The organism is Agrobacterium radiobacter (assembly GCF_040801995.1).
Classification (GTDB): Bacteria; Pseudomonadota; Alphaproteobacteria; order Rhizobiales; family Rhizobiaceae; genus Agrobacterium; species Agrobacterium radiobacter.
Window position 1 is genome coordinate 794,350 of record NZ_JBEGHX010000002.1, and the last position, 22,492, is coordinate 816,841.

General features: G+C 60.1%; 15 protein-coding genes and 2 tRNA genes. 5 read left to right on the top strand and 12 right to left on the bottom strand.

Features of this window, described 5'->3' with window-relative positions:
• The first annotated feature begins 89 nt into the window (after window positions 1-89).
• Together MRBLRC7O_RS17570 and MRBLRC7O_RS17575 are read left to right on the top strand one after the other, a co-directional pair.
• Complete coding sequence (locus MRBLRC7O_RS17570) at window positions 90-1,385, top strand: L,D-transpeptidase family protein (protein ID WP_003509862.1); 1,296 nt, start codon at window positions 90-92, stop codon at window positions 1,383-1,385.
• The gene (locus MRBLRC7O_RS17575; protein WP_003509859.1) at window positions 1,382-1,630 is read left to right on the top strand and encodes a sulfurtransferase TusA family protein; all 249 of its coding nucleotides are present in this window, start codon (window positions 1,382-1,384) and stop codon (window positions 1,628-1,630) included. Before MRBLRC7O_RS17570 ends, MRBLRC7O_RS17575 begins: the two co-directional genes overlap by 4 nt.
• Window positions 1,631-1,843: 213 nt before the next feature.
• Here the strand turns inward: MRBLRC7O_RS17575 and MRBLRC7O_RS17580 are convergent, their stop codons facing one another.
• Entirely contained in the window at window positions 1,844-2,986 is a 1,143-nt protein-coding gene (locus tag MRBLRC7O_RS17580; protein ID WP_020811723.1) for a CobW family GTP-binding protein, read from the bottom strand.
• A 193-nt stretch (window positions 2,987-3,179) separates the two neighbouring features.
• Window positions 3,180-4,235 (bottom strand): D-alanyl-D-alanine carboxypeptidase family protein, encoded by a 1,056-nt coding sequence (locus tag MRBLRC7O_RS17585; protein WP_003509856.1) that lies wholly within the window; start codon window positions 4,233-4,235, stop codon window positions 3,180-3,182.
• A gap of 224 nt (window positions 4,236-4,459) precedes the next feature.
• Between MRBLRC7O_RS17585 and MRBLRC7O_RS17590 the strand changes: the two genes are divergently transcribed.
• Both MRBLRC7O_RS17590 and MRBLRC7O_RS17595 read left to right on the top strand, forming a co-directional pair.
• Window positions 4,460-5,623 carry a M20 aminoacylase family protein gene (locus MRBLRC7O_RS17590; protein WP_003509852.1) on the top strand — a complete coding sequence of 388 codons (1,164 nt, stop codon included), beginning with the start codon at window positions 4,460-4,462 and terminating at the stop codon, window positions 5,621-5,623.
• Between the two features lie 647 nt (window positions 5,624-6,270).
• The gene (locus tag MRBLRC7O_RS17595) at window positions 6,271-6,570 is read left to right on the top strand and encodes a hypothetical protein (protein ID WP_035213555.1); all 300 of its coding nucleotides are present in this window, start codon (window positions 6,271-6,273) and stop codon (window positions 6,568-6,570) included.
• Window positions 6,571-6,659: 89 nt separating this feature from the next.
• On the opposite strand, the gene pbpC is transcribed toward MRBLRC7O_RS17595, so the two are convergent.
• The 6 genes from pbpC to MRBLRC7O_RS17625 all read right to left on the bottom strand — a co-directional run bounded on the left by pbpC (window position 6,660) and on the right by MRBLRC7O_RS17625 (window position 16,780).
• Window positions 6,660-8,738, bottom strand: coding sequence for a penicillin-binding protein 1C (gene pbpC, locus MRBLRC7O_RS17600; RefSeq protein WP_162690780.1), 2,079 nt, complete (start codon window positions 8,736-8,738; stop codon window positions 6,660-6,662).
• Entirely contained in the window at window positions 8,735-14,191 is a 5,457-nt protein-coding gene (locus MRBLRC7O_RS17605; RefSeq protein ID WP_112539544.1) for an alpha-2-macroglobulin family protein, read from the bottom strand. The genes pbpC and MRBLRC7O_RS17605 overlap by 4 nt, the downstream gene beginning before the upstream one ends.
• Before the next feature lie 117 nt (window positions 14,192-14,308).
• On the bottom strand, window positions 14,309-14,497 hold the full coding sequence (locus MRBLRC7O_RS17610; RefSeq protein ID WP_003506270.1) for a Trm112 family protein: 189 nt from the start codon (window positions 14,495-14,497) through the stop codon (window positions 14,309-14,311).
• Window positions 14,498-14,507: 10 nt separating this feature from the next.
• Window positions 14,508-15,179, bottom strand: a complete 672-nt coding sequence (locus tag MRBLRC7O_RS17615; protein ID WP_003506267.1) for an LON peptidase substrate-binding domain-containing protein — start codon at window positions 15,177-15,179, stop codon at window positions 14,508-14,510.
• Between the two features lie 68 nt (window positions 15,180-15,247).
• Window positions 15,248-16,216, bottom strand: a complete 969-nt coding sequence (gene trxA, locus MRBLRC7O_RS17620) for a thioredoxin (protein ID WP_003506265.1) — start codon at window positions 16,214-16,216, stop codon at window positions 15,248-15,250.
• 54 nt (window positions 16,217-16,270) lie between these two features.
• Complete coding sequence (locus MRBLRC7O_RS17625; protein ID WP_003506262.1) at window positions 16,271-16,780, bottom strand: prolyl-tRNA synthetase associated domain-containing protein; 510 nt, start codon at window positions 16,778-16,780, stop codon at window positions 16,271-16,273.
• Window positions 16,781-17,033: 253 nt separating this feature from the next.
• On the opposite strand from MRBLRC7O_RS17625, the gene MRBLRC7O_RS17630 reads away from it, so the two are divergent.
• Window positions 17,034-17,108, top strand: a tRNA-Gly gene (locus tag MRBLRC7O_RS17630).
• Between the two features lie 818 nt (window positions 17,109-17,926).
• On the opposite strand, the gene MRBLRC7O_RS17635 is transcribed toward MRBLRC7O_RS17630, so the two are convergent.
• The 4 genes from MRBLRC7O_RS17635 to MRBLRC7O_RS17650 all read right to left on the bottom strand — a co-directional run bounded on the left by MRBLRC7O_RS17635 (window position 17,927) and on the right by MRBLRC7O_RS17650 (window position 22,300).
• Window positions 17,927-18,003, bottom strand: a tRNA-Met gene (locus MRBLRC7O_RS17635).
• A gap of 135 nt (window positions 18,004-18,138) precedes the next feature.
• Window positions 18,139-19,335 (bottom strand): tRNA 2-thiouridine(34) synthase MnmA, encoded by a 1,197-nt coding sequence (gene mnmA, locus MRBLRC7O_RS17640; protein ID WP_003506260.1) that lies wholly within the window; start codon window positions 19,333-19,335, stop codon window positions 18,139-18,141.
• A 207-nt stretch (window positions 19,336-19,542) separates the two neighbouring features.
• Window positions 19,543-20,733 (bottom strand): OpgC family protein, encoded by a 1,191-nt coding sequence (locus tag MRBLRC7O_RS17645; RefSeq protein ID WP_003506259.1) that lies wholly within the window; start codon window positions 20,731-20,733, stop codon window positions 19,543-19,545.
• A 490-nt stretch (window positions 20,734-21,223) separates the two neighbouring features.
• Window positions 21,224-22,300: a Tim44 domain-containing protein gene (locus tag MRBLRC7O_RS17650; RefSeq protein WP_003506258.1), complete on the bottom strand. Its 1,077-nt coding sequence runs from the start codon at window positions 22,298-22,300 to the stop codon at window positions 21,224-21,226.
• Between the last annotated feature and the right edge of the window lie 192 nt (window positions 22,301-22,492).

Here is a 22,492-nt window from a genome sequence, read left to right on the forward strand (position 1 = left end):
AGATGTAAACGGTTAATACCGTATTTAAAATACACACGGGACGGTGTAGAACTGCCGCCGCTTCGTGCCATCGTCTTTCGGATCAGATCATGCGTTTGACACATTTTGCACTTCTTGCCTGCACCGCGCTCGTTCTTGCCGGCTGCAACGATACGCTCGAAACCGTTGAGCGCGACGTCTCACACGTCAAGAACAAGGTCGATTACCCGCTGTCTCCGTCCATTCTGGCCGAGATCGACAAAAGGGGCATGGACCGTACCTCACCGATCATGATCCGCATCTTCAAGGAAGAAGGTGCCTTAGAGATCTGGAAAGCCAGGCGCGACAACCGTTTCGAAAAGATCGCCGGCTACGAGATTTGCGCATGGTCCGGCAAACTCGGCCCCAAGGTGAAAGAGGGTGACCGGCAGGCGCCGGAAGGTTTCTACAACCTCACTCCCGCTCATCTGAACCCGAATTCGAAATATTATCTCGCCATCAATACCGGTTTCCCGAACCGTTACGATGCCGCCAATGGCCGCAACGGCACCAATCTGATGATCCATGGCGCCTGCTCGTCCTCTGGCTGCTATTCGATGACGGATGCACAGATTCTTGAAATCTACGGTTTCGCGCGCGACGCCTTCAAGGGCGGCCAGAAAACCGTGCAGCTGCAGGCCTTCCCCTTCCGCATGACGGCGGAAAACATGGCTCGCCATCGCCAGAGCGAGCATCTCCAATTTTGGAAGATGCTGAAGGTCGGCTACGACAATTTCGAAGTCACCAAGCGCCCGCCGGAAGTGAATGTCTGCGAGAAGAAATATGTCTTCAACCAGCAGACCGAAGGCGGCAGTTTCAATGCCGCCGCCCAGTGCCCGCCGATGAGCACGCCGCCGGCACTCGCAAGCGCGCTGTCGAGCTACGAAAAGACCTACGATCTCGCCTATGCAACGGCGATGAAGAAATATGACGGCATGGCCTGGTACGACCCGAGCGAGGCGGAGCGCAAGGCGCTGGTGGCCGAAAAGCGCAAGGGCCGCGAACCCGCCTATGCGCCGACCGGCTCGGCGCTGAAAGCTGGCAAGCTGATGAAGGAAACGGAATATGCCGCGCTGATGGAGAAGAAGGCGCAGCAGGTGACGTCGTCCTCACCGGCCACAACCGCAACCGCCTCGGCCCTGCGCGGCCCGCGTCCTTCGGCCGTCCAGCCCGCTGCTCCGCAATCGAACCCGGCACCCGCGGCACCGACGATGGTTGCCTCAGCCACCCCGGCCGCAGCCGGTCAGACCGGAGCTGCCGCCCAGAGCATCCCCGTTCCGGCCATGAACCCGCTTGCCTATTCCGCCGCACCGGCACCGGAAGCGCCGGAAAAGAAGCCGTTCTGGAAGTTCTGGGCCAAGGAATGAGCGAAACGGCCGAGATCGCTTATGATTTGAGGGGGCTTAAATGCCCCCTTCCGGTTTTGAGAAGCCGCAAGAAACTCGCAACCCTGAAGAGGGGCGATGTTCTGACCGTCGAGACGACCGATCCGCTGGCGGTGATCGATATTACCCATATGTGTAATGAAGATGGGCATAGTCTGGTTGAGACCACTGCGCTGGATAAGGGGCATCGGTTTCGGATTGTGAAGGGTGGGGAAACCGACATTTGACGGTGTCGCCGGTGGCTCACCCCCTCTGCCCTGCCGGGCATCTCCCCCTCAAGGGGGGAGATCAGCAAGATGCGTCGTCGCCAGTACATTCGCAACGGTTAAGATGGGCGAGACCTAGCCGCAAGTCGAACTTTCCCCCCTTGAGGGGGAGATGTCCGGCAGGACAGAGGGGGGGTGAACCACACCCACCGACCTAGGCCATCACGGCGCGACCTAGAACCGCAACCCGGAAACCGCCAACGGATTATCCGTCATCGCCTGCCTGTCCGGCCGGTCAATGCCCGGTGCACTTGTAAAGGCGGCGAACAGGTCCTTTACGAAGGCTTCCGGCAAATCCTTCGTAATCAGCACCATGCGCGTACGCTGATCGGCCGGGTCCGGCCAGGCCGCGAGGCGCTCGGGCGTGTGGAAAATATTCTGCACCCCATGCAGCACCAGCGGCCGGCCCGGATTATCCGACAGCTTGACGATCGCCTTCATGCGCAGGAGCTTTTCACCATGCGCCGAGCGCAGCAAATCCACGAACATGTCGATCGCCATCGGGCTGACCGGCTGGTCGTGGATGATCGAGAAGGACCGGATGGATGCGTCGTGCCGGTTCACATCGTGATGATGGTGATGGTCGTCGTGGTCGTCATGATGGTGGTGATGATCATGGTCGTGGTCGTGGTGGTGGTGATCGTCTGCCGCCTCTTCGCCCAGCCAGCGGCCGACATCGGCATTCTTGCTGCCGGCATCGTAAAGGCCGTTATCGAGAAGCTCCGCAGCGCTCCAGTCGGTTTTGTCACCATCCTCAATTGTCGCGCGCGGATTAAGAATCTGGAGGCGGGCTGTCAGCGCGGAAATCGTGGCGGCATCGGCAAGAGCGCGCTTGGTCATCACCAGACGGTCGGCCACGGCCGCCTGTTTCACCGCCTCCTGATGGTTATCCAGAGTGGAAAGGCCATTCACGGCATCCACCACCGTAATCATGCCGTTCAGCACGAAATTCTGTGCGATAACGGGGTTGCCCATGACCGACTGCATGACGGGGGCGGGATCGGCAAGGCCCGTGGTCTCGATCACCACCCGTTTTACCGGCTTCAGCTTACCTGTCTGGATACCATCCATCAGTTCCGCCAGCGTATCCACCAGCTCGCCACGTACCGTGCAGCAGAGGCAACCCTCCGCCAGTTCGATGATGCCCTCGCCCGCGCTTTCGACCAGCATGTGATCGATGCTGACATCGCCGAATTCATTGATGATGATCGCCGCATCGCTCATCGCGGGATCCTTGAGAAGCCGGTTGAGCAGCGTCGATTTTCCGGCGCCGAGAAATCCGGTGATGATGGAAACCGGGATGCGATCGCGAGACATGACTTGCCTGTATGTTGATGGCCGCTCCGGCCGGTCACTGGACGACGCGAAACCCGGAGCCGCATGGAGCTAAAAGAAATCGCCCGAGGCTGGAAGCCACGAGCGACATTGTAATATCATAACATCATTGGCCTGCGAATACACAAAGTGCATCGCCACCCCGGCACTGGCCCCTCAAGGCCACCACCGACGATCAGAATGTCGGGCGCGGGATCGGGATCGGCACGTTCGCGAGTTCACCCTTGCCAGCTCCCTTGGCGGCATTCACCGCCACCGTCTCGCTGCCCGGAATGAGACCGGCGAAGGAATATTCCGGCGGGCGGGTCATTTCCTGGACATAGGGCGAATGGATGACCATGCGGCCAGCCTCGTCGCGGCTTTCGCTGCGTACCTTGGCGGCCTTCGGATTGCAGATCTCGGCGCTGACATCATTCACGTCGCCGGTATCGCCATAGGGCGCCAGCGAGGCAAGCGAAACACCCTGGCCGGAAGGCGCAGTCAGCCCCATCTGCAGCAGATCGGCCGACTGGTCGGTGCGTCCGGCAAGGCTGTCCGCGCCCAGCACGACCGTGATGACCGAGCGGCCATTGCGCACGGCTGACGATACCTGGTTGAAGCCGGAGGCACAGATGAAACCGGTCTTCATGCCATCAGCGCCATCGAAGCGGCCGACCAGCATGTTGAAGTTGGCGTAATTCTTCTTGCCGGTGCTGACGCCCTCCAGCGAGAAATAATGGGCATATTCCGGGAATTCCCGCTTGATGATCAGCGCCAGCAGCGCCAGATCCCGGGCGGTCGTATATTGCCCCTTGCCGGGCAGGCCATTGGCATTGATGTAACGGGTGGAACTCATGCCCAGCCGCTGCGCCTGCGCATTCATCTGCGCCACGAAATTGTCGCTGGTGCCGCCGATGGTCTCGGCGATCGCCACGGCGATGTCATTGGCGGATTTGATGAGCAGCAGCTTCAAGGCGCTGTCCATCGTCAGCTTCTGGCCCGGCTTGAAATACATTTTCGAGGCCGGCTGGTCGGCGGCCTTCTTGCTCATCACCACTTCCGTCTGCGGACTGATCTTGCCGGCCTTCATCTGTGAAAAGGCGATATAGGCGGTCATCAGCTTGGTCAGCGAAGCGGGATACCACTTGCGGAAGGCTTCCTGATGGGAAATCACCTTGCCGGTTTTGACATCGACCACCATTTTCGGATTGGCATTTGCCATGGGCGCCGCGGCCACGAGGCCTGCGGTCATGATGGCAATAGCTGCGGAGAGCCGCCGGGCGGCGTTTGGCGATTTAAAAGTCTGTGGCAAGGCTAGTCCTCGAATTCCCGTCTTCGGTCGGGGAATGGCAATATTCACCATATATGTCCTAGCAATGGCAAAGTACATTGATTACGTCAATTATGCGGCGCACTATCCACCACGGAGGATAGGATTTTACGACACGCCGTACCGATGAACCCAGGAATGAACGAATGCCGATTTTGAACAGAGCCGCCGAACTCCAGCAGGAAGTCAGCGAATGGCGGCATCACCTGCATGAAAATCCCGAGATTTTGTATGATGTCGACAACACCGCAGCCTTCGTCGCGGAGAAGCTGAAATCTTTCGGCGTTGACGAAATCGTGACCGGTCTCGGCCGCACCGGTGTGGTCGGCGTCATCAGGGGCAATCTTCCGGGCAATCGCACCATCGGCTTTCGCGCGGATATGGACGCTCTCCCAATTCTGGAGGAAACCGGCAAGCCCTGGGCCTCCAAAACCGCAGGCGCCATGCATGCCTGCGGCCATGATGGCCACACGGCCATGCTGCTTGGCGCGGCCAAATATCTCACCGAGACCCGCAACTTCGCCGGCTCCATCGCCGTCATCTTCCAGCCGGCGGAAGAAGGAGGTGCCGGCGCGCTTGCCATGGTCGAGGACGGCCTGATGGAGCGTTTCGGCATCAACGAGGTCTACGGCATGCACAACATGCCGGGCATTCCGCTCGGCGCCTTCGCCATCCGCAAGGGCGGTATCATGGCGGCACCCGACAAGTTCTCGATCACGGTGAAGGGCCGCGGCGGCCACGCGGCGCAGCCGCACCGCACCATCGATCCGATTACCATCGGCGCGCAGATCGTCGGCAACCTGCAGATGATCGCCTCCCGCAACGCCGATCCGATCCGTTCCGTCGTCGTCTCCGTCACCCGTTTTCACGCCGGTTCCAGCCACAACATCATCCCCAACGAGGCCTTGATCGCCGGCACGGTACGCAGCCTGGATGAAACGGTGCGCGATCTCGCGCAGGATCGCATCAAGCAGATGGCGGAAGGCATTGCCCTTGCCAACGGAGCGGAAGCGGAAGTCGTCTACGAGCGTTATTGCCCGGTGACCTTCAACCACGCCACCGAGACCGACCACGCCATCCTTGTTGCCCGCGATGTGGCGGGCGAACCGAATGTCGACCCCGATGTCGATCCTTCCATGGCGGGTGAAGATTTCTCCTTCATGCTGAAGGAAAGACCGGGCTGCTTCATCTTCATCGGCAACGGCGATTCGGCAGGCCTCCACAATGCCGGTTATGATTTCAACGATGACGCCATCGCCTACGGCATTTCCTATTGGGTGAAGCTCGCCGAACAGCGCCTGGCGAGCTGATTGCCGGCGGAAGTGAAGAAAGCCGAGGACGAGATCAACCGCGATAAAGAACGCGGTTGATCCGCAGGCATCGTCAGGTTAAAGAGCAATTCAGTGTCCACGTAGCTCAGCAGGATAGAGCACAGGATTCCTAAGACAAATTGGGGGTTGCGCCCGGAAACGACGCAATCGATCTGCTCAAAGTCGGGGAAAGCTTCGCTGGTCTTCCAGCATGCCAATCCCGAGCCAAGCTCCGGAGAAATCCGGTGAAGGTGTAGAGACTGGATGGGCAGCACCTAAAGGCCTCGATGGCCCATGGTGAAGGGACAGTCCAGACCACGAACGTCTTGCCCGGCAACGGCGGGACGGCGGCGAAAGCCGAAGCGGTATGAATCCTGGGGTCGGAGGTTCGAATCCTCTCGTGGACGCCATTTTTCCTGTAAAATATAGTAAAAACAACGATTTAGATTGAGCGCAGCCTCACCCGGCGCAGCCGCCGACCATTTGACAGGTCTCTACCTCGACCGAAGTATCGGCGACATCCTTCACGAACACGGAAAATTCAAAGCTTCAAAAGGGAACGTTGAAAGCCGGCAATTGCTTCCTATTTCCTATCAGTGATGATGAAGCGCCTCTCAGAATTGTTTGCGCTAGAGGAAGGAGATTTGATGATCGACGAATATGGTCCATATGTGCAGGTGTCTACGCTTGGGGAACAGATGGCTGCCTGCTACCAGACGGATGCAAATCTCGTATTGGAACCGCATCTGGCGCATTACATGGACGAGGTAGAGGTCAATATCGCCGCCGATAGTTTTAATCACGTTGGCTTTCTGAACAGGATCAGAAGCCGGTTACAGGTGACACTGACGGCGACGACCAACCCCAGGCGCCGGGAGTTTCTGCAAGCCGTCGTAGCTTCGCTTCAGGAGCGGATCGACCGCCATTCATTCGATGTGGCGCAATAGGCAAGACGGCGAAAAAGAACTGACGAGACGCTCGCGGCTCTGTACGACACAAGCTCAGGGGCGACCCTTTGTTGAGTTGGACGTCCATGCTATTCGACGAAAATCCTGACGCTCGAGGCACGGCCATCGGCGTCGATCACCGTGAGTGTGGAAAATCCCTGCCCTTCCGGTCGCCATTCGCTGTTGCGGCGGTGGGACGCATCCGGCAAAGGCAAGCCATTGGCAAGCCAGCGGAAGGGTGCACGCCCGCCCTGCAGCTTGAGCACCAGCGGCGAAATGCCTGACTGGCCGGAGAGCTCCACCCGCGCGCCTTCCGGCGGGTAAACGATGCGCGGGGCGCTTTCCCGCCTCGATGCCGCAAGCAGGCCGCTGGCCGTCGTGGTGAAACGCCGCTGGTTGGCGGGAAGGTCGCTCACGGCAATGCGCGCAACACCGGAGGGTGCGGCCGGCATCGGCGTCACCGCCACGCCGGATTTTGCGAAAGACTCGAACAGGATCGGCGCCGCCGTTGCGTATCCGGCAATGCCCGGCACCGCGCCATTGTCAGCACGGCCAACCCAGACGCCGATGACGTGCCGCCCGTCATATCCAACCGACCACGCGTCGCGATATCCATAACTGGTGCCGGTCTTGTAGGCGATGCCGCGCTGTTTCATGCCGAGCGGGGGCAGCACGCCGGAGAGAATATCCGAGACATTCCAGATCGCGGCATCGGAGAATAACCGGTCGCCCTCCAGCCGTTCCGGGGCAGAGCGGACACCATCTCCAAGCCGCACAGGATCACCACCGCCGGCAAGCCCGGCATAGAGCTGCACCAGATCGACCAGAGAAATGCCGGCACCACCAAGGGCGATGGCAAGCCCCGGCGCTTCGCTGGTGGGCAGCACGAGCCGGACACCCACCCGCCGGAACCGCACCATCAGCGCCGAGGGACTGACCGCATCGAGCAGCTTCACGGCCGGCACATTGAGCGACAGTTGCAGCGCTTGGCGGATGCTGACATCACCCTGGTAATGCATGTCGAAATTGCGCGGCCGGTAGCCGGAAAAATCAGCCGGGCGATCCTCGATGATGGTTTCCTGCCCAATGAGGCCATTTTCGAAGGCGAGGCCATAGATAAACGGCTTGAGGGTGGAGCCCGGCGAACGCACGGCCCGGCTCATCTCCACGAAACCGCGTCTTGCCGTATCGAGATAGTCCGCCGAACCGACCTCCGCCAGAATATCGCCGGTCTGCGCGTCGGCCATGACGATGGCGACGGAGACTTTGTCCTCAAGCTTTTCCGCCGCATGGCGGGCAACATCTTCCAGTTCCCGCTGAATCGGCAGCGTCAGCGTAGAGCGCACTTTGGCGGTATTCGGGAATTTCGCCCGTGCGGCAACGGCCATATGCGGCGCATAGGAGGGAAGATCGCGCCTGCTGGAAGGCACATCTGCAAGAGCCGCCCGCGCCGCCTCCCCGTCGCCCACCACGCGCTCGACGGCAAGCCGTTGCAATACGCGCTCCCGCGCCTGCTTCGCCGCCTCTGGAAAGCGATCCGGGCGGCGTTTTTCCGGCAATTGCGGCAGCGCCACCAGAAGAGCCGCCTCCGCCGTATCCAGCCGGCCCGGCTCCTTGCCGAACCAGGCAAGGCTTGCGGCCCTGACGCCTTCGAGATTGCCGCCATAGGGTGCGATATTCAGATAGAGATCGAGGATATCAGCTTTGCTGAGCCTTCTTTCGATCTGGAGAGCACGCACGACCTGCAGCAATTTCGCCGAGAATGACCGGTCGGCGCGCGGCTCGATCAGCCGCGCCACCTGCATGGACAGCGTCGATGCGCCGGAAACGATCCGGCCGTTGCTGGCCAATTGCCACGCGGAGCGCAAAAGCGCTAAGGGATCGACCCCGTGATGATCGTAGAAACGCTGATCCTCATAAGCGACCAGCATACGCATGAACTGCGGATCGACCTCGGCCGCCGTGGTTTTGAGCCGCCAGCGGCCATCTGCTGTCGCAAAGGCCCGCAGCAGTTTGCCATCGCGATCCAGCACCTCGAAAGATCGCTGCCGTGCGGCCTCCAGGGGCGGCGGATAGGCCTTGTCCAGCGCATCGAGACCGAAGGCCGCGCCGCCCAGAAGCAACGCGGCAGTCACGATGCCAACGATGATTGCCTTTTTCCGGCTCATGGGGTTGCCGAGCGCACCTCCATGCGGCCGGTTGCCGTGCGGGCGGCAAATTGCGGCCGGTACATATCCTCAACCGAAGCTGCCGGATGATCATAGGTGCCGGGGGTGACGGCACGGACCACATAGGCGAGCGCAATCTCCGAACTGTCACCGGCAGAGCGGTCGAAGGCCGCCACGAAACGGTCGTAACGGAACTCGGTATGGGCCGCTTCCGTTTCCGGTAACCAGTCGAAATTCGACAGTTCCGCCGAATTGACGAGGCTGGGATTGTCGATTTCGAAGCCGGAGGGCAGCAGATCCGTCACCAGAATGCGCGACTGCCAGTTATTCTTCGGTACGATATTCAGCACCACAACATAACGCTCGTTCTGCGTGACCTCGCTCGGGTTCACCTCCTCGCCATCCATGGAATAATAGGTGCGGGTGATGGTGAAGCCTTCGCCGCCGGCAGCGAGCGGCTGGGCCGGGGGCGCCACGGTGGTGACAACAGCCGTGACCGGATCGGCCGAGGCATTGGCGATCTTCAAGGGAGCTGCCAGCAATTCATCGCCGCTCATCCGCTTGCCGAAACCGCCAGTCTGCAAATCACCATTCACATCGAGACGGATATCCTTGTCCTCGCCTTTGACAGCGCGGGCGGCAAGCAGCATCCATGCCTGTTCCTGGGTGCTGGTATAGGGCTTCTTTTCCCATTCCTTGGCCACGGCACCGGCAAGCTGCGGCACGACGGCCGGAACCGGACGGCTTTCGGCCGCAAGCGCCAGCGTCGCCGCACCATCGCGCAGGGCGGAACCATAATCCGCACGCGCGAGGCTGACATTGGTGGCGCGGCTTGCCATATCGAGCGAAGCGCCGAACACGGTCTTCGAACGGGCCTGATCGCCGTAAAGCGAAAGGGCGGCGGCAACCTGCGCCTTGGCAAGCGGCGTCGGGAAATCGGCGAGCGCCGTATCCGCGTAATATCTGAGATCGTTGATCGCCGCCTTGCGGTTGCGCGCCAGCACATAAAGCGAATAGGCGATCTCGTTGCCGCGATCCTTGACATTGCTGTCATAGGAAAGACCGTTCTGCAGGTTGTTCAGCGCCTGCACCATGGCCGCTTCGGGAACGTCGTAATTCTGCTCGCGCGCCCTTGTCAGAAAGTCGCTGATATAGGCATCCAGCCACAGATCGCCATAACCAGGCGACCAGAGGCCGAAACTGCCCGAACTCGACTGGAAGGACAGCACACGGTGGATCGCTTCCTGCACCCGCTTGCGGGTATCAGGGTCCTCAGCCATGCCGCTGTCCTTCGTCAGTTCCGAGACATAAAGCAGCGGCAAAGCGCGGCTCGTCGTCTGCTCGGCGCAGCCATAAGGATATTTGTCCAGCATCATCACCAGCGCCGGAATATCGAAGGCGGGCGAGCGCGTGACGTTGACGGCGACCGAGGAGCCGAGCAGCATGCTGTCGGCCAGAAGATCACCATTGATCGTCAGGCTGCTGTTCGGCGCAATCTTGATTTCGCGCCGCGTCGTCACCGGCAGGACAGCCGGACGCACAGGAACGTTCAGAACCTGCTCCAGCGAAACACCCGCGGCATTGGAAACCTTGATGGTGATCGCGCCATTGCCGGGCTGTTCACCCGTCAGCGGCACGGTCAGCGAAGACTTGCCGCCTTTCTGCAGCGCCAATGTCTGCGACATCTCTCCCTGATCGACGGTCAAGGCCGTGTTGCTGGTCACATCCAGCCGGTAATCGCCGGCCTCGCCATCCGTATTGGCGATATCGAGTCGCAATTGCGAGACATCGCCGGGGGCGAGGAATTTCGGCGCGCTGGCCGTGACTACCACGGGATCGCGGATGATGGCATCGGAGACGGCATGTCCTACGCCTGTCTTCGTCCAGGCCACCGCCATGATGCGGGCCGTACCGTTGAACTGCGGAATATCGAAGCTCACCGTCGCCTTGCCGTTAGCGTCGAGTTCGACCGGACCGGCAAAGAAGGCTACGAGCTTTTCGGTGGGCGGGCTGCCCTGAAGGGCCGCCCCTCCGCCGTCACCGCCGGTGCGCAGCCGGCCGGTGGCGCCAAGCGAACCATCGATCAGCCGGCCATAGAGATCGCGGATTTCCAGCCCCAGCCGGCGCTGGCCAAAATACCATTCATCGGGCTTTGGCGGTTCATAGCGGGTGAGGTTCAATATGCCGACATCGACGGCCGCAACGATGGCATAGGCCTTTTCGCCGACGCCAGTGCCCGCAACCGTGATCGGAATTTCAAGCGGCTGGCGCGGCAGTGTTTTCTGCGGCGCGCCGAGGGTGACGGCAAGCTTGCGCTCAGCCGGATCGACGGCGAGCCATTTGATACCGATGGCGCGCATCGGCATGCGGCTTTCCTGCGCATCGCCGGGGCGGAACAGCGTGGCGGTGACGTAAGCGCCCGCACCCCATTCCTCGGTGACCGGAATGTCGATCTCGCCGCCATCCTCACCGACCTCGGCATTCTGCACGGCAATCAGCTTTTCCGAACCTGATGTCACCATCAACTCACCGGCAAAACGCGAGGATACCTTGAGTTTGGCCGTATCGCCGATCTTGTAGCTCTGTTTGTCGAGGGCAATTTCCAGTGCATCCGGCGTTTCCGTCGAGCTTGCCTCGACGTAGAAGCCGGCATCGAATTCGACGCTGGAAACCGGTGCGCCGTTACCCGCGCCCTCCACTTCCAGCCGGTAGCGGCCCCAGGTGACGGGCACGGAAATCTCGCCGCCATTGGCATCGACGGACAAGGTGCCCGCTTCCTGCTGCTTGGTATATTCCACCGGCTCATAACGCCAGGAATTGCCCTGACGATACCATTGATAGTTCCGCTCGACCTTGATGAGCTTCCAGTTGAGGCCGTTCATCGCCTGCCTGGCGCCATCGGCGCTGACGCCGATGATATGGAAACGGCCGACGGAATTCTGGGCGAGATCGCCCGAAAACTGCGGCTTGATCCCGATAACAGAGGCTTCCGCCTTGATAGGCAGCGTCAGCGAGCGCTCCACGGCGCGGCCACCGGCTTCGCGCATGCGCACAGTGATGTTGGCGGAAAGAAGTTGAGTGGTGGAGGGCAGATCGGTGAGGTCAACATTGAAACTCGCCTTGCCCTCTTCGTCCAGCACCGGCAGGTCGGCGAGCGCGGTGCGGTTTTCCTCTTCGCTTTCCTCATCCGCCAGACCGAAGAAATAACCTTCGAAATCGGCGCTGGTGCGCGTCGGCTTGATCGCGACCTCGCCTTCCAGCGTCAGACCGGCGGCCGGCGCGCCATAGAGATAACGGCCATCGACGTCGATTGCGGTCTCCGCTCCCGGATCGATCTGTTTCGCCTTGCTCGAGAGGTCGAACTCGGTGCGATCAGGCACGAAATCGTCGACGAGAAAGCTCTTTTCGCTGATCGCAGGCGTTTTCGGGTCGGTATGGATGCGCAATGTCCAGGTGCCGCGCATGGCATTCGCCTGCAGCGGCAGATCGACCGCATGGCCGCCCAGCGCCTTGCCGTCGCTGACGAAGCGCCGGTCTTCGACACCGTCCGGGCGCGAGAAGATGAAGGTGAGCGGCAGATCCTCGATTGCCTTGCCGTCGACATCACGGGCAAGCGCTGCGGCATGCACGGTCTCGCCGGCGCGGTAAATGCCGCGCTCGGTCCAGCTGAACACGTCGATCGCGCCGGGCGCTGCACGTCCCGTCACGCCGCGATCCGAGAGGTCGAAGCCTGCGCGGGTCATATCGAGGAAGACGTAGTCCTTGTCGCCGTTACGCGCGGTGAGGATGGCAGGCGCCTGCGCCGCCGTGCCGCGCATCAGGCCGGCGGAGAATACCGCGCGGCCGTCCGCATCGGTTTTCGCCGTGCCCAGCACCTCGTTATTCTTGGCGAGCAGCTGCAAATCCACGTCCGCAAGCGGCTTGGCGCTGCCAAGGGCTCGGACGAACACATTCAGCCCATCGGTTCCGGCATAGGTGGTGATGCCGGTATCGGAGACCAGGAACCATTGTGTGGCGCGTGAATCCCACGTTTCCGGCGCGGTGCCAGGCGGCACGGCGGTCAGCACATAGATGCCGGGCTTGCGCTCCGGCAAGGCCTCATCCACCGGGAAGCTCGTCACCACATCCTTATTGAGATTGGGCTGGATATCGATCGAGCCCTGCCAGACGAGTTCGCCGATCTCGTTTTCGATGCGGTCGGCATTGTAGCCGTCCATCTGCGTCAGAAACTGGGAGTTTGCGAGCAGCGAGGTGATGTTGCGGTCGCCAACGCGATAGAGCTTCAGGTCGGCCTTGTCGGCATTAACAGAGACAATGGGGATACCGCGACGGGCAGTACCCGGCAGCACGAAATTCTCACCCGTGAAGCGCACGCTGGCGGCACGGTCACGCACGTAAATATCGAGATCGACCTGCTTTTCCAGCGGCTCTTCCACCGAGGAAGGCAGACCGGCGCGCAGCGCGATCTTGTAACGCTGGCCATGGGTGAGGCCTTCGACGCAAATCTCGCTGCCCTTCGCTTCGATGGCCTTGGGGGCTGCCCCATCCAGCGTAATGAAGGAGGAATAATCGACACCGTTCTTCACCAGCGGCTCGGAAAACTGCACGCAGGCGCGCGGGCTGACGCTATCCGTATCCACGGTATTATTGATGACGCGGAAACCCTGTCGCGTGCGCAGATCGGCATAGGCCGCCTTGGTCTGCGCATTGTCGGTAAGCGCAAGGCTCTCCTTATAGGCATTGAGTGCTGCGCGATAATTCTGGGTTCTTTCGAAAGCCTTCGCCAGCCGGTTCAGGGCCTCGGTGCGGGCGCTGACGGTGCGGCTCAGCTGGTAGGCATTGATGGCGGCGGAAGCGGCCTGCCCGGCAATCGAATAATTATCGGTGACCTGCGCCGCCTTTTCGGAAAGCTCCGCCCAGAGCGCGCCGTCGTCAGGCGTGATAGCAAGCGCCTGTTTATAGGTCGTGACCGCATCGGGAATATTGCCCGCGGTTGCCTGCTGCCGCGCCGTCTGCACGAGGGCTTCCACGCCCTGTCCGCCTTCACCGTCATTCGCCGCAAGGCCGGATTTCAGCCGGCGCGCTTCCTGCTGCAGACTGTCAGTGACGAAGGACAGGCGTTGCGGCGCGCCGATATCGGTTTCCGCTACCACTTCCACGATCTTGCCGGCAACCGCGCCGGGGAAAGCGTTCAGCTGATTGAAATCCGATTTGAGGAAGCACCATTTCACCTTGGGATTGTAGGTGAAGGCCTTGCAGACGGTATCGCCTACGCAAATCTCGCCGCATTGCTCCAGCGAGACATTCTGCTCAGTGCGAAGATCGAAGCCGAAATAATCGCCGTTTTGGGTGGTAACAACCTTGCGGGAGGGCTCCGCCGCCATGGCTGGCGGAAAAATGAGGGCGGCCGAGGCCACAACCAACGAAATCCGGACGAGCGCGCGCAACGACATCAGTATTCTCCCCGCATCAGATATGTCGGGCGGGACTCTGGTCAAATCCACGCATGGTTGTCAACGCATCTTCGTCAATTCGCGACACGCAATGTGTGGAGGTGATAACCGGGGAGGTTAGTCTTCTATCTTGCGCGCTTCCGAAATCAGCATAATCGGCACGCCGTCGCGGATTGGATAAGCAAGTCTGGCGCTTTCAGAAATGAGCTCGTTGCGGGCGCGATCATAGGAAAGACGCCCCTTCGTCAAAGGACAGACCAAAAGCTCCAGCAGCTTGGGGTCGACACTGCTCATCCTGTCGTCCATGGCGGCGATCCTATTGCAGCACGTTGCCGCCCTCACCCGATCCTTGCGCAAGAACGATCTCGGTGATGGCGATCAATGTTTCGGCTCGCGTCTTCAGATCAGGCGCTTCCAGCAGCGCCTGTTTTTCGGCGGGTCCAAATGGAGACATCATGGAAAGCGAATTGACGAGAACACGGTTGCCGGCCCTTTCAACGCTTTCCCAGTCGGCTTCCAGCTGGTTGGCATCCAGAAACGAGCGGAATACCCGCAGCAGGTTTTCACGATCCACGGCCTCCTCGTCGTATTCGCCCGAGAGATCGGCGATGAAAGGCGCATGCCGGAAGCTGCGATAGGGCTCGCCCACCCCAACCTCTTCCAGCAGGCGGAAACGGCACACACCGGTGAGCGAGATGATGTAACGGCCATCACCTGTTTCGGAAAAGGAGGTGATGCGGCCGAGGCATCCGACTGCGCTCAGAGGTCCGCCCTCAAGGCCGGACTCAATGACATGAAGGGCCGGCTGCACCATGCCGATGAGCCGGTGGCCCGCCAGTGCCGTGTCGATCATGGCAAGATATCGCGGCTCGAAAATATTGAGCGGAAGATGGCCTTCCGGCAGCAGCAGGGCACCGGGAAGTGGAAAGACCGGCACGGTTTCCGGCAGGTCGTCGTTCTTTACATATCTCGCATTTCCGACGTGCATGGGATCAAGCCCCCTGTTCACTGCTGCCCGGCCGGCGGTTCAACCGCCCTGGCCGGGATATGCCCGCATTACGAAAACAGTATCGCCGAAAGCTTCCGGCGGCCGGCAACGGTTGCCGGATCCTTGAAGCCCCAGGCCTCGAAAAACTCCAGAAGCTGGCGGCGCGCGCCGTCATCGTCGAAGGTCCGGTCCTTGCGCATGATATAGAGCAGATGATCCGCCGCCTCGTCGCGTCGGCCCTGCGCGTTCAGCACCTTGGCAAGCTTCACCCGCACCTCGTGTTGATCGGGATCAAGTGCCAGCTCGCGCTCCAGCGCCACGGGGTCGCCGATCTTGCGGGCTTCCTCATATTGCGCGATCTTTTTCGAAACGAGTTGAATGCCCGCATCGTCATTGAGTTCCTGAGGCAGGGACGAGAGCAGCTCGCTGGCCCGCTCATATTGACCGGCCGCGATCATGCATTCGGCGATACCGGCAATCGCTGCGGGATTTTCCGGATCGGCCTGCATGACGGCGCCGAAAAGCTGCGCTGCGCCGTTAAAATCGCCATCTGCCAGAAGCTGCTTCGCGTCGGTCAGAACGGCCTCGATCTCAGCCTTGGGATCGCCCGCGTCAGGTCCGGCAATCTTTTCGATGAACTGCTTGATCTGGCTTTCCGGAACGGCACCCATGAAGCCATCCACGGGCCGGCCGTCGGCAAAGGCGACGATTGCCGGAATCGACTGGATGCCGAGCTGGCCGGGAATGGACGGATGATCGTCAATGTTCAGCTTCACGAGCTTCACACGGCCATTCGCCTCGTTGATGACCTTCTCAAGCACCGGCGTCAGCTGCTTGCACGGGCCGCACCAGGGCGCCCAGAAGTCCACCAGAACCGGCTGGCGACGGGATTCTTCAAGAACATCCTTGGAGAAACCGGCCGTCGTCGTGTCCTTGATGTGGCCGGAGGCCGCACCGTTAAGCTCGCCATTGTGATGCGCGCTTGCGGTCATCTGCCCGCTATAGGAACCGCCGTAAGGATTATTGTCGCCGCTCATGCCGGTCTCCCGTAAACTTCTGTCATCTGTCTTATTTGAAGCAAAGATCGTATCTCACTCGCTGACTTTCAAGACAAGCGGCGCATGTCCCGTTGCCTCGAGAAAGCGAATGAGATCTTTGGACGCGATCGTTGTCGTCTGGTCGTTGGAAAGCGGATGGCCGTTCACCAACTCGTTTTCCAGGAGATCGCTGTCGAGCACGAAGGTGACCTGCCTGTCCGTGTCGTTGATGGCGCCGAACACCGTGACCGAACCCGGCACGACACCCAGATATTCCAGCATTTTTTCCGGCCGGCCGAAGGACACGCGGCTCGCCGCACCGATGGTCTTGTGAACGCTTTTCAGGTCCACGGCCGCGTTTTCCTCAACGGTCAGCACGAAATACTGATCCTTCTTGTCCTTTACAAAGAGGTTCTTTGTATGACCGCCGGGAATGAGGTCGCGCAGCGACTGGGATTCGGCGACGGTGAACACCGGCTCATGCTGCTTCGTGGTGTGGGAAATGCCAAGCCCGTCGAGAAACTCGAACAGTTCCTTTGCCGTCTTCTGGGAATTTTCCGCCATATCCTGCCGCCTGCCTCTGTCGATTCCGTTTTCCTTGTTTCCTGATTAAGGGGGCAACTGACGCTTGGCAACGCAGGAAAAAACAGTGAAATGAAAAATTCTCAATCATTTCCGCCGCTTGTCGCATTTCTCAAAGAAATTTTCGCGTTTTTGTCATTTCCCTGTTGCATTCCAGAATCGATTGAGCGATATAGCGCCCGTCGCCGCTTGGCGGCCCACGGTTCAGCGTACTACCCCGGACCGGTGGATTTGAGCGGGTGTAGCTCAGGGGTAGAGCACAACCTTGCCAAGGTTGGGGTCGAGGGTTCAAATCCCTTCGCCCGCTCCAAATTTCCCTAAAGATTGAATCCTCAGGAAAGCACCATTGTTTCCGCACACCGAATCGTTCCGGGCGATGCGGCCTGGAATACTTTGCCTTCGCAGCACTCCCGTCGGCACGCGCTGCGGAAATTATCCCGCAATCGGAACTTATGTTGAAGATGTCCGTTTCAGACACGAGGCTCCTAACCTCAGTTCCCCTCTGATTGCCCGCCTTGAGCGGGCATCTTTTTTTGCTGGCGCCGCCACGCGCGAAAATAACAGCATCAACCCTGGAACGGCTCATATGCGCCGGACGTTCTCCTGCGTTGATAAACAGGGGAAGAGCCATGTCCGCATATTCCAGAAGAATTCTTTTGACTGCCGCATTCGCCGTCCTGTCGATACCAACCACCTCGCTTGCCGCAGACATGATCGTTTATGGCCGCGAACAGGTTTCACCGCACAAGACACATTACCAACCGCGGACCGTTGAAAAAATGGGGTGCACCGAAAACTTGGTATCCTACCGCTCCCCTTACCAACGGCACACGGAACTGGTCACGCTTTGCCATCCACCAATAAACTGGAGAACAGGGCCCTCCACCGCAACAATATGGTCGCCTTGATCTTGCCATAATTCATTCAATGTGCTTTTGTGCAGCCGCCCTTGTGGGAGGGGGTAGAGGTTGAGACCCGCTGGCTGCATTTTTGCAGTAAGCGGGTTTCCCTTTTTTTGGGCGAAACTTACAGGCAAACACCATCTGATCCATCGTTTCTCGGGGCTTGGAGAAGCGACGAAACACAGGCGCAGAACGCTACTTGCTAGATTTTTCATATGAAGGAAAGTGGTAGCGGGAGAGGGACTTGAACCCCCGACACGCGGATTATGATTCCGCTGCTCTAACCACCTGAGCTACCCCGCCACAGTGGAAACGTGACAGTCATGTGACCGGCCGTTCCATCAGGATGAGCGGCTTATAAGGTGCCGCTCCCCAAAGTGTCAAGCGCAAGATGCGCAAAAAATTCGCTTTCCGCATTGCTGCAAAAAGCGAATGGTTTCAGGCGGCAACCGGCTTTTCGAGAAGCGCCTTGAGCGATGCCTCGGCTTCAACCGAGCGTTCCGACCGTTCGATGAAACCGCCGCCGTAAACGCGGGCATCGGCACCCGGCGCGGAATAAAGCACGCAGGCCTGCCCGGGCGCGACACCGGCCTCACCGGTCATCAGATCCACATAGATACCGTTTTCGTCCGCATGCAGCATCGCTTCGGTTGGTGGGCGGGTGGAGCGCACCTTGGCGAAACAGGCAAAGCCCTGCCCTGCGTCACTCGCCAGCTCACCGTCGCCCAGCCAGTTCATGTCGCGTAGATAGACACGACGGGTTTCCAGCGCCTCGCGCGGGCCGACGATGACCCGGCGGCCCCGCGCATCGAGATGCACGACGTAGAGCGGCTCACCGGTCGCGACGCCGATGCCCCGGCGTTGGCCGATGGTATAATGCACGATGCCGTCATGGCGGCCGAGCACGCGCCCGTCCAGATGGACGATATCGCCGGCCAAGGCCGCATTCGGCTTCAGCTTGTTGATGATATCGGTATATTTGCCCTGCGGCACGAAACAGATGTCCTGGCTGTCGGCCTTCTTGGCGACGACAAGCCCCATATCTTCCGCCAGCGCCCGCGTTTCGGCCTTGGAAAGACCGCCCAGCGGGAAGCGCAGATAGTCGATCTGCTCCTGCGTCGTCGCAAACAGGAACCAGCTCTGGTCACGGTCGCTGTCAATCGGCCGATAGAGCGCACGCCGCCCCGGCTGACCGGCAACGGGATTGGGGCGCGAGCGGATATAATGGCCGGTCGCCAGTGCATCGGCACCCAGTTCCTGTGCCGTAGCGAGCAGATCGGCGAATTTTACCGTCTGGTTGCAGGCGACGCAGGGGATCGGAGTTTCACCCATCGCATAGGCTTCGGCAAAGGGGTTGATCACGGTTTCACGGAACCGCGCTTCGTAATCCAGCACATAATGGGGGATACCGAGCGTTTCGCAGACCCTGCGCGCATCGTCGATATCCTGCCCGGCGCAACAGGAGCCGGCGCGGTGCACGGCGGCACCGTGGTCATAAAGCTGGAGGGTAATGCCGAGGACATCATAGCCCTCGCGCTTGAGGATACCGGCCACCACGGAAGAATCGACGCCACCGGACATGGCGACAACGATCCGGGTATCTTCCGGCCTCTTGTCAAAATCGAGCGTATTCACGTTTTTTCCCATCGTCAGTCATAACGGGGGTAAAGGCCCCGCCGCCTGTCGGTCATCCGCCGCGAGAAACCATGGCCATCAATCGGGCCGTCCTGTCTCGCCATCCTGCGGATTTAAGGGCTGCATATAGAAAGGAATGGCCGCGCACGCAAGTACGGGGCGGAAAACCGCCCCGCAAAGCAATCAGATTCGGTCCGCGACAGGCTGTTAAGCGCCGGCCGTCTTCTGGCCGCTGCTGCCGAACCACTTGTCGCGCTCCCGCCACAGGGCCGGCAAGGCCAGCAATCCGATGGCCGTGAAAGCGATCAGCGTCTTGTTCAGCTGCGACAGTTCCGCCGTGCGGCCGTCGAGATAATAGACGCCGTAGACGATCGCCACATGCCAGACATAGACCTGCAGCGAATGGCGACCGAGCAGTTGCAGGAACTTCAACGACAGCACCCAGATGACGCCCTCAGCAATGGAGCGCACAAGCGGACGGTGGTGGTGCGGACCGGCAATCACCAGCCAGGTCAGGCCAACGCCAACCGCCAGGAAGTTGATGAGGTAAACCGGGCCGAAATCGGCGCGGATTTCCATGGTGGAGAACTTGCCCATCATGAATTCCGGCATCAGGCCCCAGGCGGTGGCGATGCGCAGCGGCATGAAGAACAGGCAGATGACAAGCGCTGCCTTCGGAAGCCATGTGTGCTGCGGCGAGAAGATCGCCTTCCACGGAATGCGGTTCTGCGCCGTCATCGCGCCCATTACCAGCGCCGAATAGAAAACGAGCTGCCAGCCAAGCAGGTTGAAGCTGACGCGGATACCCTGCTCGTCCGCACCCTTGACGAGTTCGTTGAGCGGCGTCGTCACGATCTGCTGAAGACCAAGCTGGCCCGCCATCCAGACCAGCAGGGAACCGGCCATGACATAGGCCCACTTGCCGTCAAGGCAGAGCTTAACGAGTACCGGCGCAAACAGCATGTAGACGATATACTGCGGCAGAATATCCATGAAGGTCGGCTGGAAAAGGAATGTCGCAATCGCCGCCAGACGCAGCGGATCGTCGAACGTCGTCATGCCAAGCCAGTTGTACCAGATGTAGGGCGCATGCGGGATGACCATGCGGAAGAACAGCACGGCGATGACGAGGCCCATCGCATAACGATAAAGCTCCATCGCCCTGTTCCAGATCATCTGCTTGCCAGCGTCATAGCCATATTTCATCATCTTGCGCGCATAGACCATGCCGATCAGCAGGCCGGACAGGAAGACGAAGCCCTGCGCGTCCTCTACAAAGGCAAACTGCCGGTGATTGATTTCCACCAGCCAGAAGCCGCCGGCAAACACCAGATGGTTGATCAGCATGAAGACGAGGAAGTAACCACGCATCCCGTCGATCAGGTCGAAGCGTTTCATCTCGATAGCTCTCCGTTCTCGCGGGCCGTGCATTGCCCGGCCACCCAGCCCGGCTTGCGGGAGGCGGGCCGGGAATTGGATTGTCAACGCTGTTTTGCGGCTGTGGTTCCCTTTCCAAAGCGGTTTAGAACCGGCGCGAAAAGTCACATTGACGTGTATGCTTTCTGGTTAGGATGCAGGGACTGAATGCCGGATGAATGAAAAAAGGCAATTCCGTGAAGCGGTCGAGCCATGCACCGGCGACATGCCACGACAAACAGGGCTCAAAACCCTGCATAGCAGGGTGAAGCGGAAATTGCAGCCAATGATCGGCGGAGATATCACCCGTTAGATTTATCAATCGGTTTTTTGCCCTGCCGCGTCTGCCCAGGGCAAGGAGTATCCGGGACTAAATTTCAGGACGGTCGACGTCTTTGCGTCCTGATAAACAAAAGCCCGGAGGTTCGTGAACCTCCGGGCCATTTCGTTCTATAAAACTCGGGCTGTTGCCTCAGGCGGCGGCCTGAATGGCGGCGACCTGCCAGTTATCGTTGCCGGGGCGACGGACGAAGGTCCACATCTCGACCGCTTCGGACGGATGCTGTTCATCGCCTTCGACTACCTTGCCGGACGTGCGGTCACGCATCACGTCGATGGCGGAGTAACGCATCGCAACCGTTGCGTAATCCTGCCCTTCTTCGTGCCAGGCTTCGGCGACATCGCCCTGCAGCAGCGTCACGTCGCGCACGTCGTTTTTCACACCGCTGGTCGCGTTGTCGCTCAGTTCTTCCGCGAGATAGGACATGGCTTCCGGCGTCGTCAGCTTGCGCAGCGTGCCGTAATCCTCGGCCGCATAGGCAGCCTGCACATCTTCCAGCATTTTCTGGAAGGTTTCGAGGTCACCCTGCGTGATACCGATTTCATCGCCTTCCGAGATGGCATTGGCGTGGGGCACGGGCTTTGCCGTTGCCGCAGTAGCAGCCGCAGCGCCACCCGCAGCACCAGCCAGAGCACCAATCTTCGGAATCTTGAACGAGGATGCGGAAGGACCCGCCTGCGAACCGCCATTATAGGAGGAACTTGAATGATCAGTGCGCTGCGAACCGCCGGCCGAGCCATAAGCGGGCTGACCCTGACGGCGCGATGCGAAGAAACGCATGGCGAGCATAACGAGGAGACCGATCAGCGCCACCTGCAGCAGCATGCCGAAGAAACCGGCCATGCCACCAAAGCCACCGCCGAGAAGCATGCCGAACAGGCCGCCCATCAACAGGCCGCCCATCAAACCACCCATCATGCCGCCGAACAGGCCGCGATTTTGCTGCGGCGCCTGCGCACCGGGACGGGCCGGCTGAGCAGCGCTCGGTGCTGCCTGATTGGTATTGGGCGTCATGCTGCGGTTGATCGGCGCGGTCTGGCCTGGCGCCGTGCTGGTCGAAGGCGGAGCCGAATAGGTGCGCGTGCCGCGGCTGCCGAAACCACCGCTGGCGCGGCGTGCTTCTGCCATATCAACAGCTACGAAAGACACCGCGATACCAAGCGCGGCGACTGCGAACAAACCCTTGAAGCGCCGAAAGGCAGCAAACATCGTTATCTCCTGTTGGCCGCCCTCCCATGAGCGGCATCTCAGCAGGCGATATAGCAACTCATGATCATCATTTTTAGACCACTCGGCTTAAATTTTTTGTGATATGCAACCGAGGCGCGAGACCGGCGCGGATTGCCATAAAATGGGCAACTGGAGAAACAAAAACCGGCGCAGGGTTGCCCCTGCACCGGT

What these genes read in the sequence shown, in the direction of transcription:
- MRBLRC7O_RS17645 (WP_003506259.1), bottom strand. Translation starts at nt 20,733, where the DNA reads ATGAAACGCTTCGACCTGATCGACGGGATGCGTGGTTACTTCCTCGTC.
- pbpC (WP_162690780.1), bottom strand. Translation starts at nt 8,738, where the DNA reads ATGAGCCGGAAAAAGGCAATCATCGTTGGCATCGTGACTGCCGCGTTG.
- MRBLRC7O_RS17575 (WP_003509859.1), top strand. Translation starts at nt 1,382, where the DNA reads ATGAGCGAAACGGCCGAGATCGCTTATGATTTGAGGGGGCTTAAATGC.
- MRBLRC7O_RS17650 (WP_003506258.1), bottom strand. Translation starts at nt 22,300, where the DNA reads ATGTTTGCTGCCTTTCGGCGCTTCAAGGGTTTGTTCGCAGTCGCCGCG.
- MRBLRC7O_RS17625 (WP_003506262.1), bottom strand. Translation starts at nt 16,780, where the DNA reads ATGGCGGAAAATTCCCAGAAGACGGCAAAGGAACTGTTCGAGTTTCTC.
- MRBLRC7O_RS17610 (WP_003506270.1), bottom strand. Translation starts at nt 14,497, where the DNA reads ATGGACGACAGGATGAGCAGTGTCGACCCCAAGCTGCTGGAGCTTTTG.
- MRBLRC7O_RS17595 (WP_035213555.1), top strand. Translation starts at nt 6,271, where the DNA reads ATGATCGACGAATATGGTCCATATGTGCAGGTGTCTACGCTTGGGGAA.
- MRBLRC7O_RS17590 (WP_003509852.1), top strand. Translation starts at nt 4,460, where the DNA reads ATGCCGATTTTGAACAGAGCCGCCGAACTCCAGCAGGAAGTCAGCGAA.
- MRBLRC7O_RS17580 (WP_020811723.1), bottom strand. Translation starts at nt 2,986, where the DNA reads ATGTCTCGCGATCGCATCCCGGTTTCCATCATCACCGGATTTCTCGGC.
- MRBLRC7O_RS17605 (WP_112539544.1), bottom strand. Translation starts at nt 14,191, where the DNA reads ATGTCGTTGCGCGCGCTCGTCCGGATTTCGTTGGTTGTGGCCTCGGCC.
- MRBLRC7O_RS17615 (WP_003506267.1), bottom strand. Translation starts at nt 15,179, where the DNA reads ATGCACGTCGGAAATGCGAGATATGTAAAGAACGACGACCTGCCGGAA.
- MRBLRC7O_RS17570 (WP_003509862.1), top strand. Translation starts at nt 90, where the DNA reads ATGCGTTTGACACATTTTGCACTTCTTGCCTGCACCGCGCTCGTTCTT.
- trxA (WP_003506265.1), bottom strand. Translation starts at nt 16,216, where the DNA reads ATGAGCGGCGACAATAATCCTTACGGCGGTTCCTATAGCGGGCAGATG.
- MRBLRC7O_RS17585 (WP_003509856.1), bottom strand. Translation starts at nt 4,235, where the DNA reads ATGACCGCAGGCCTCGTGGCCGCGGCGCCCATGGCAAATGCCAATCCG.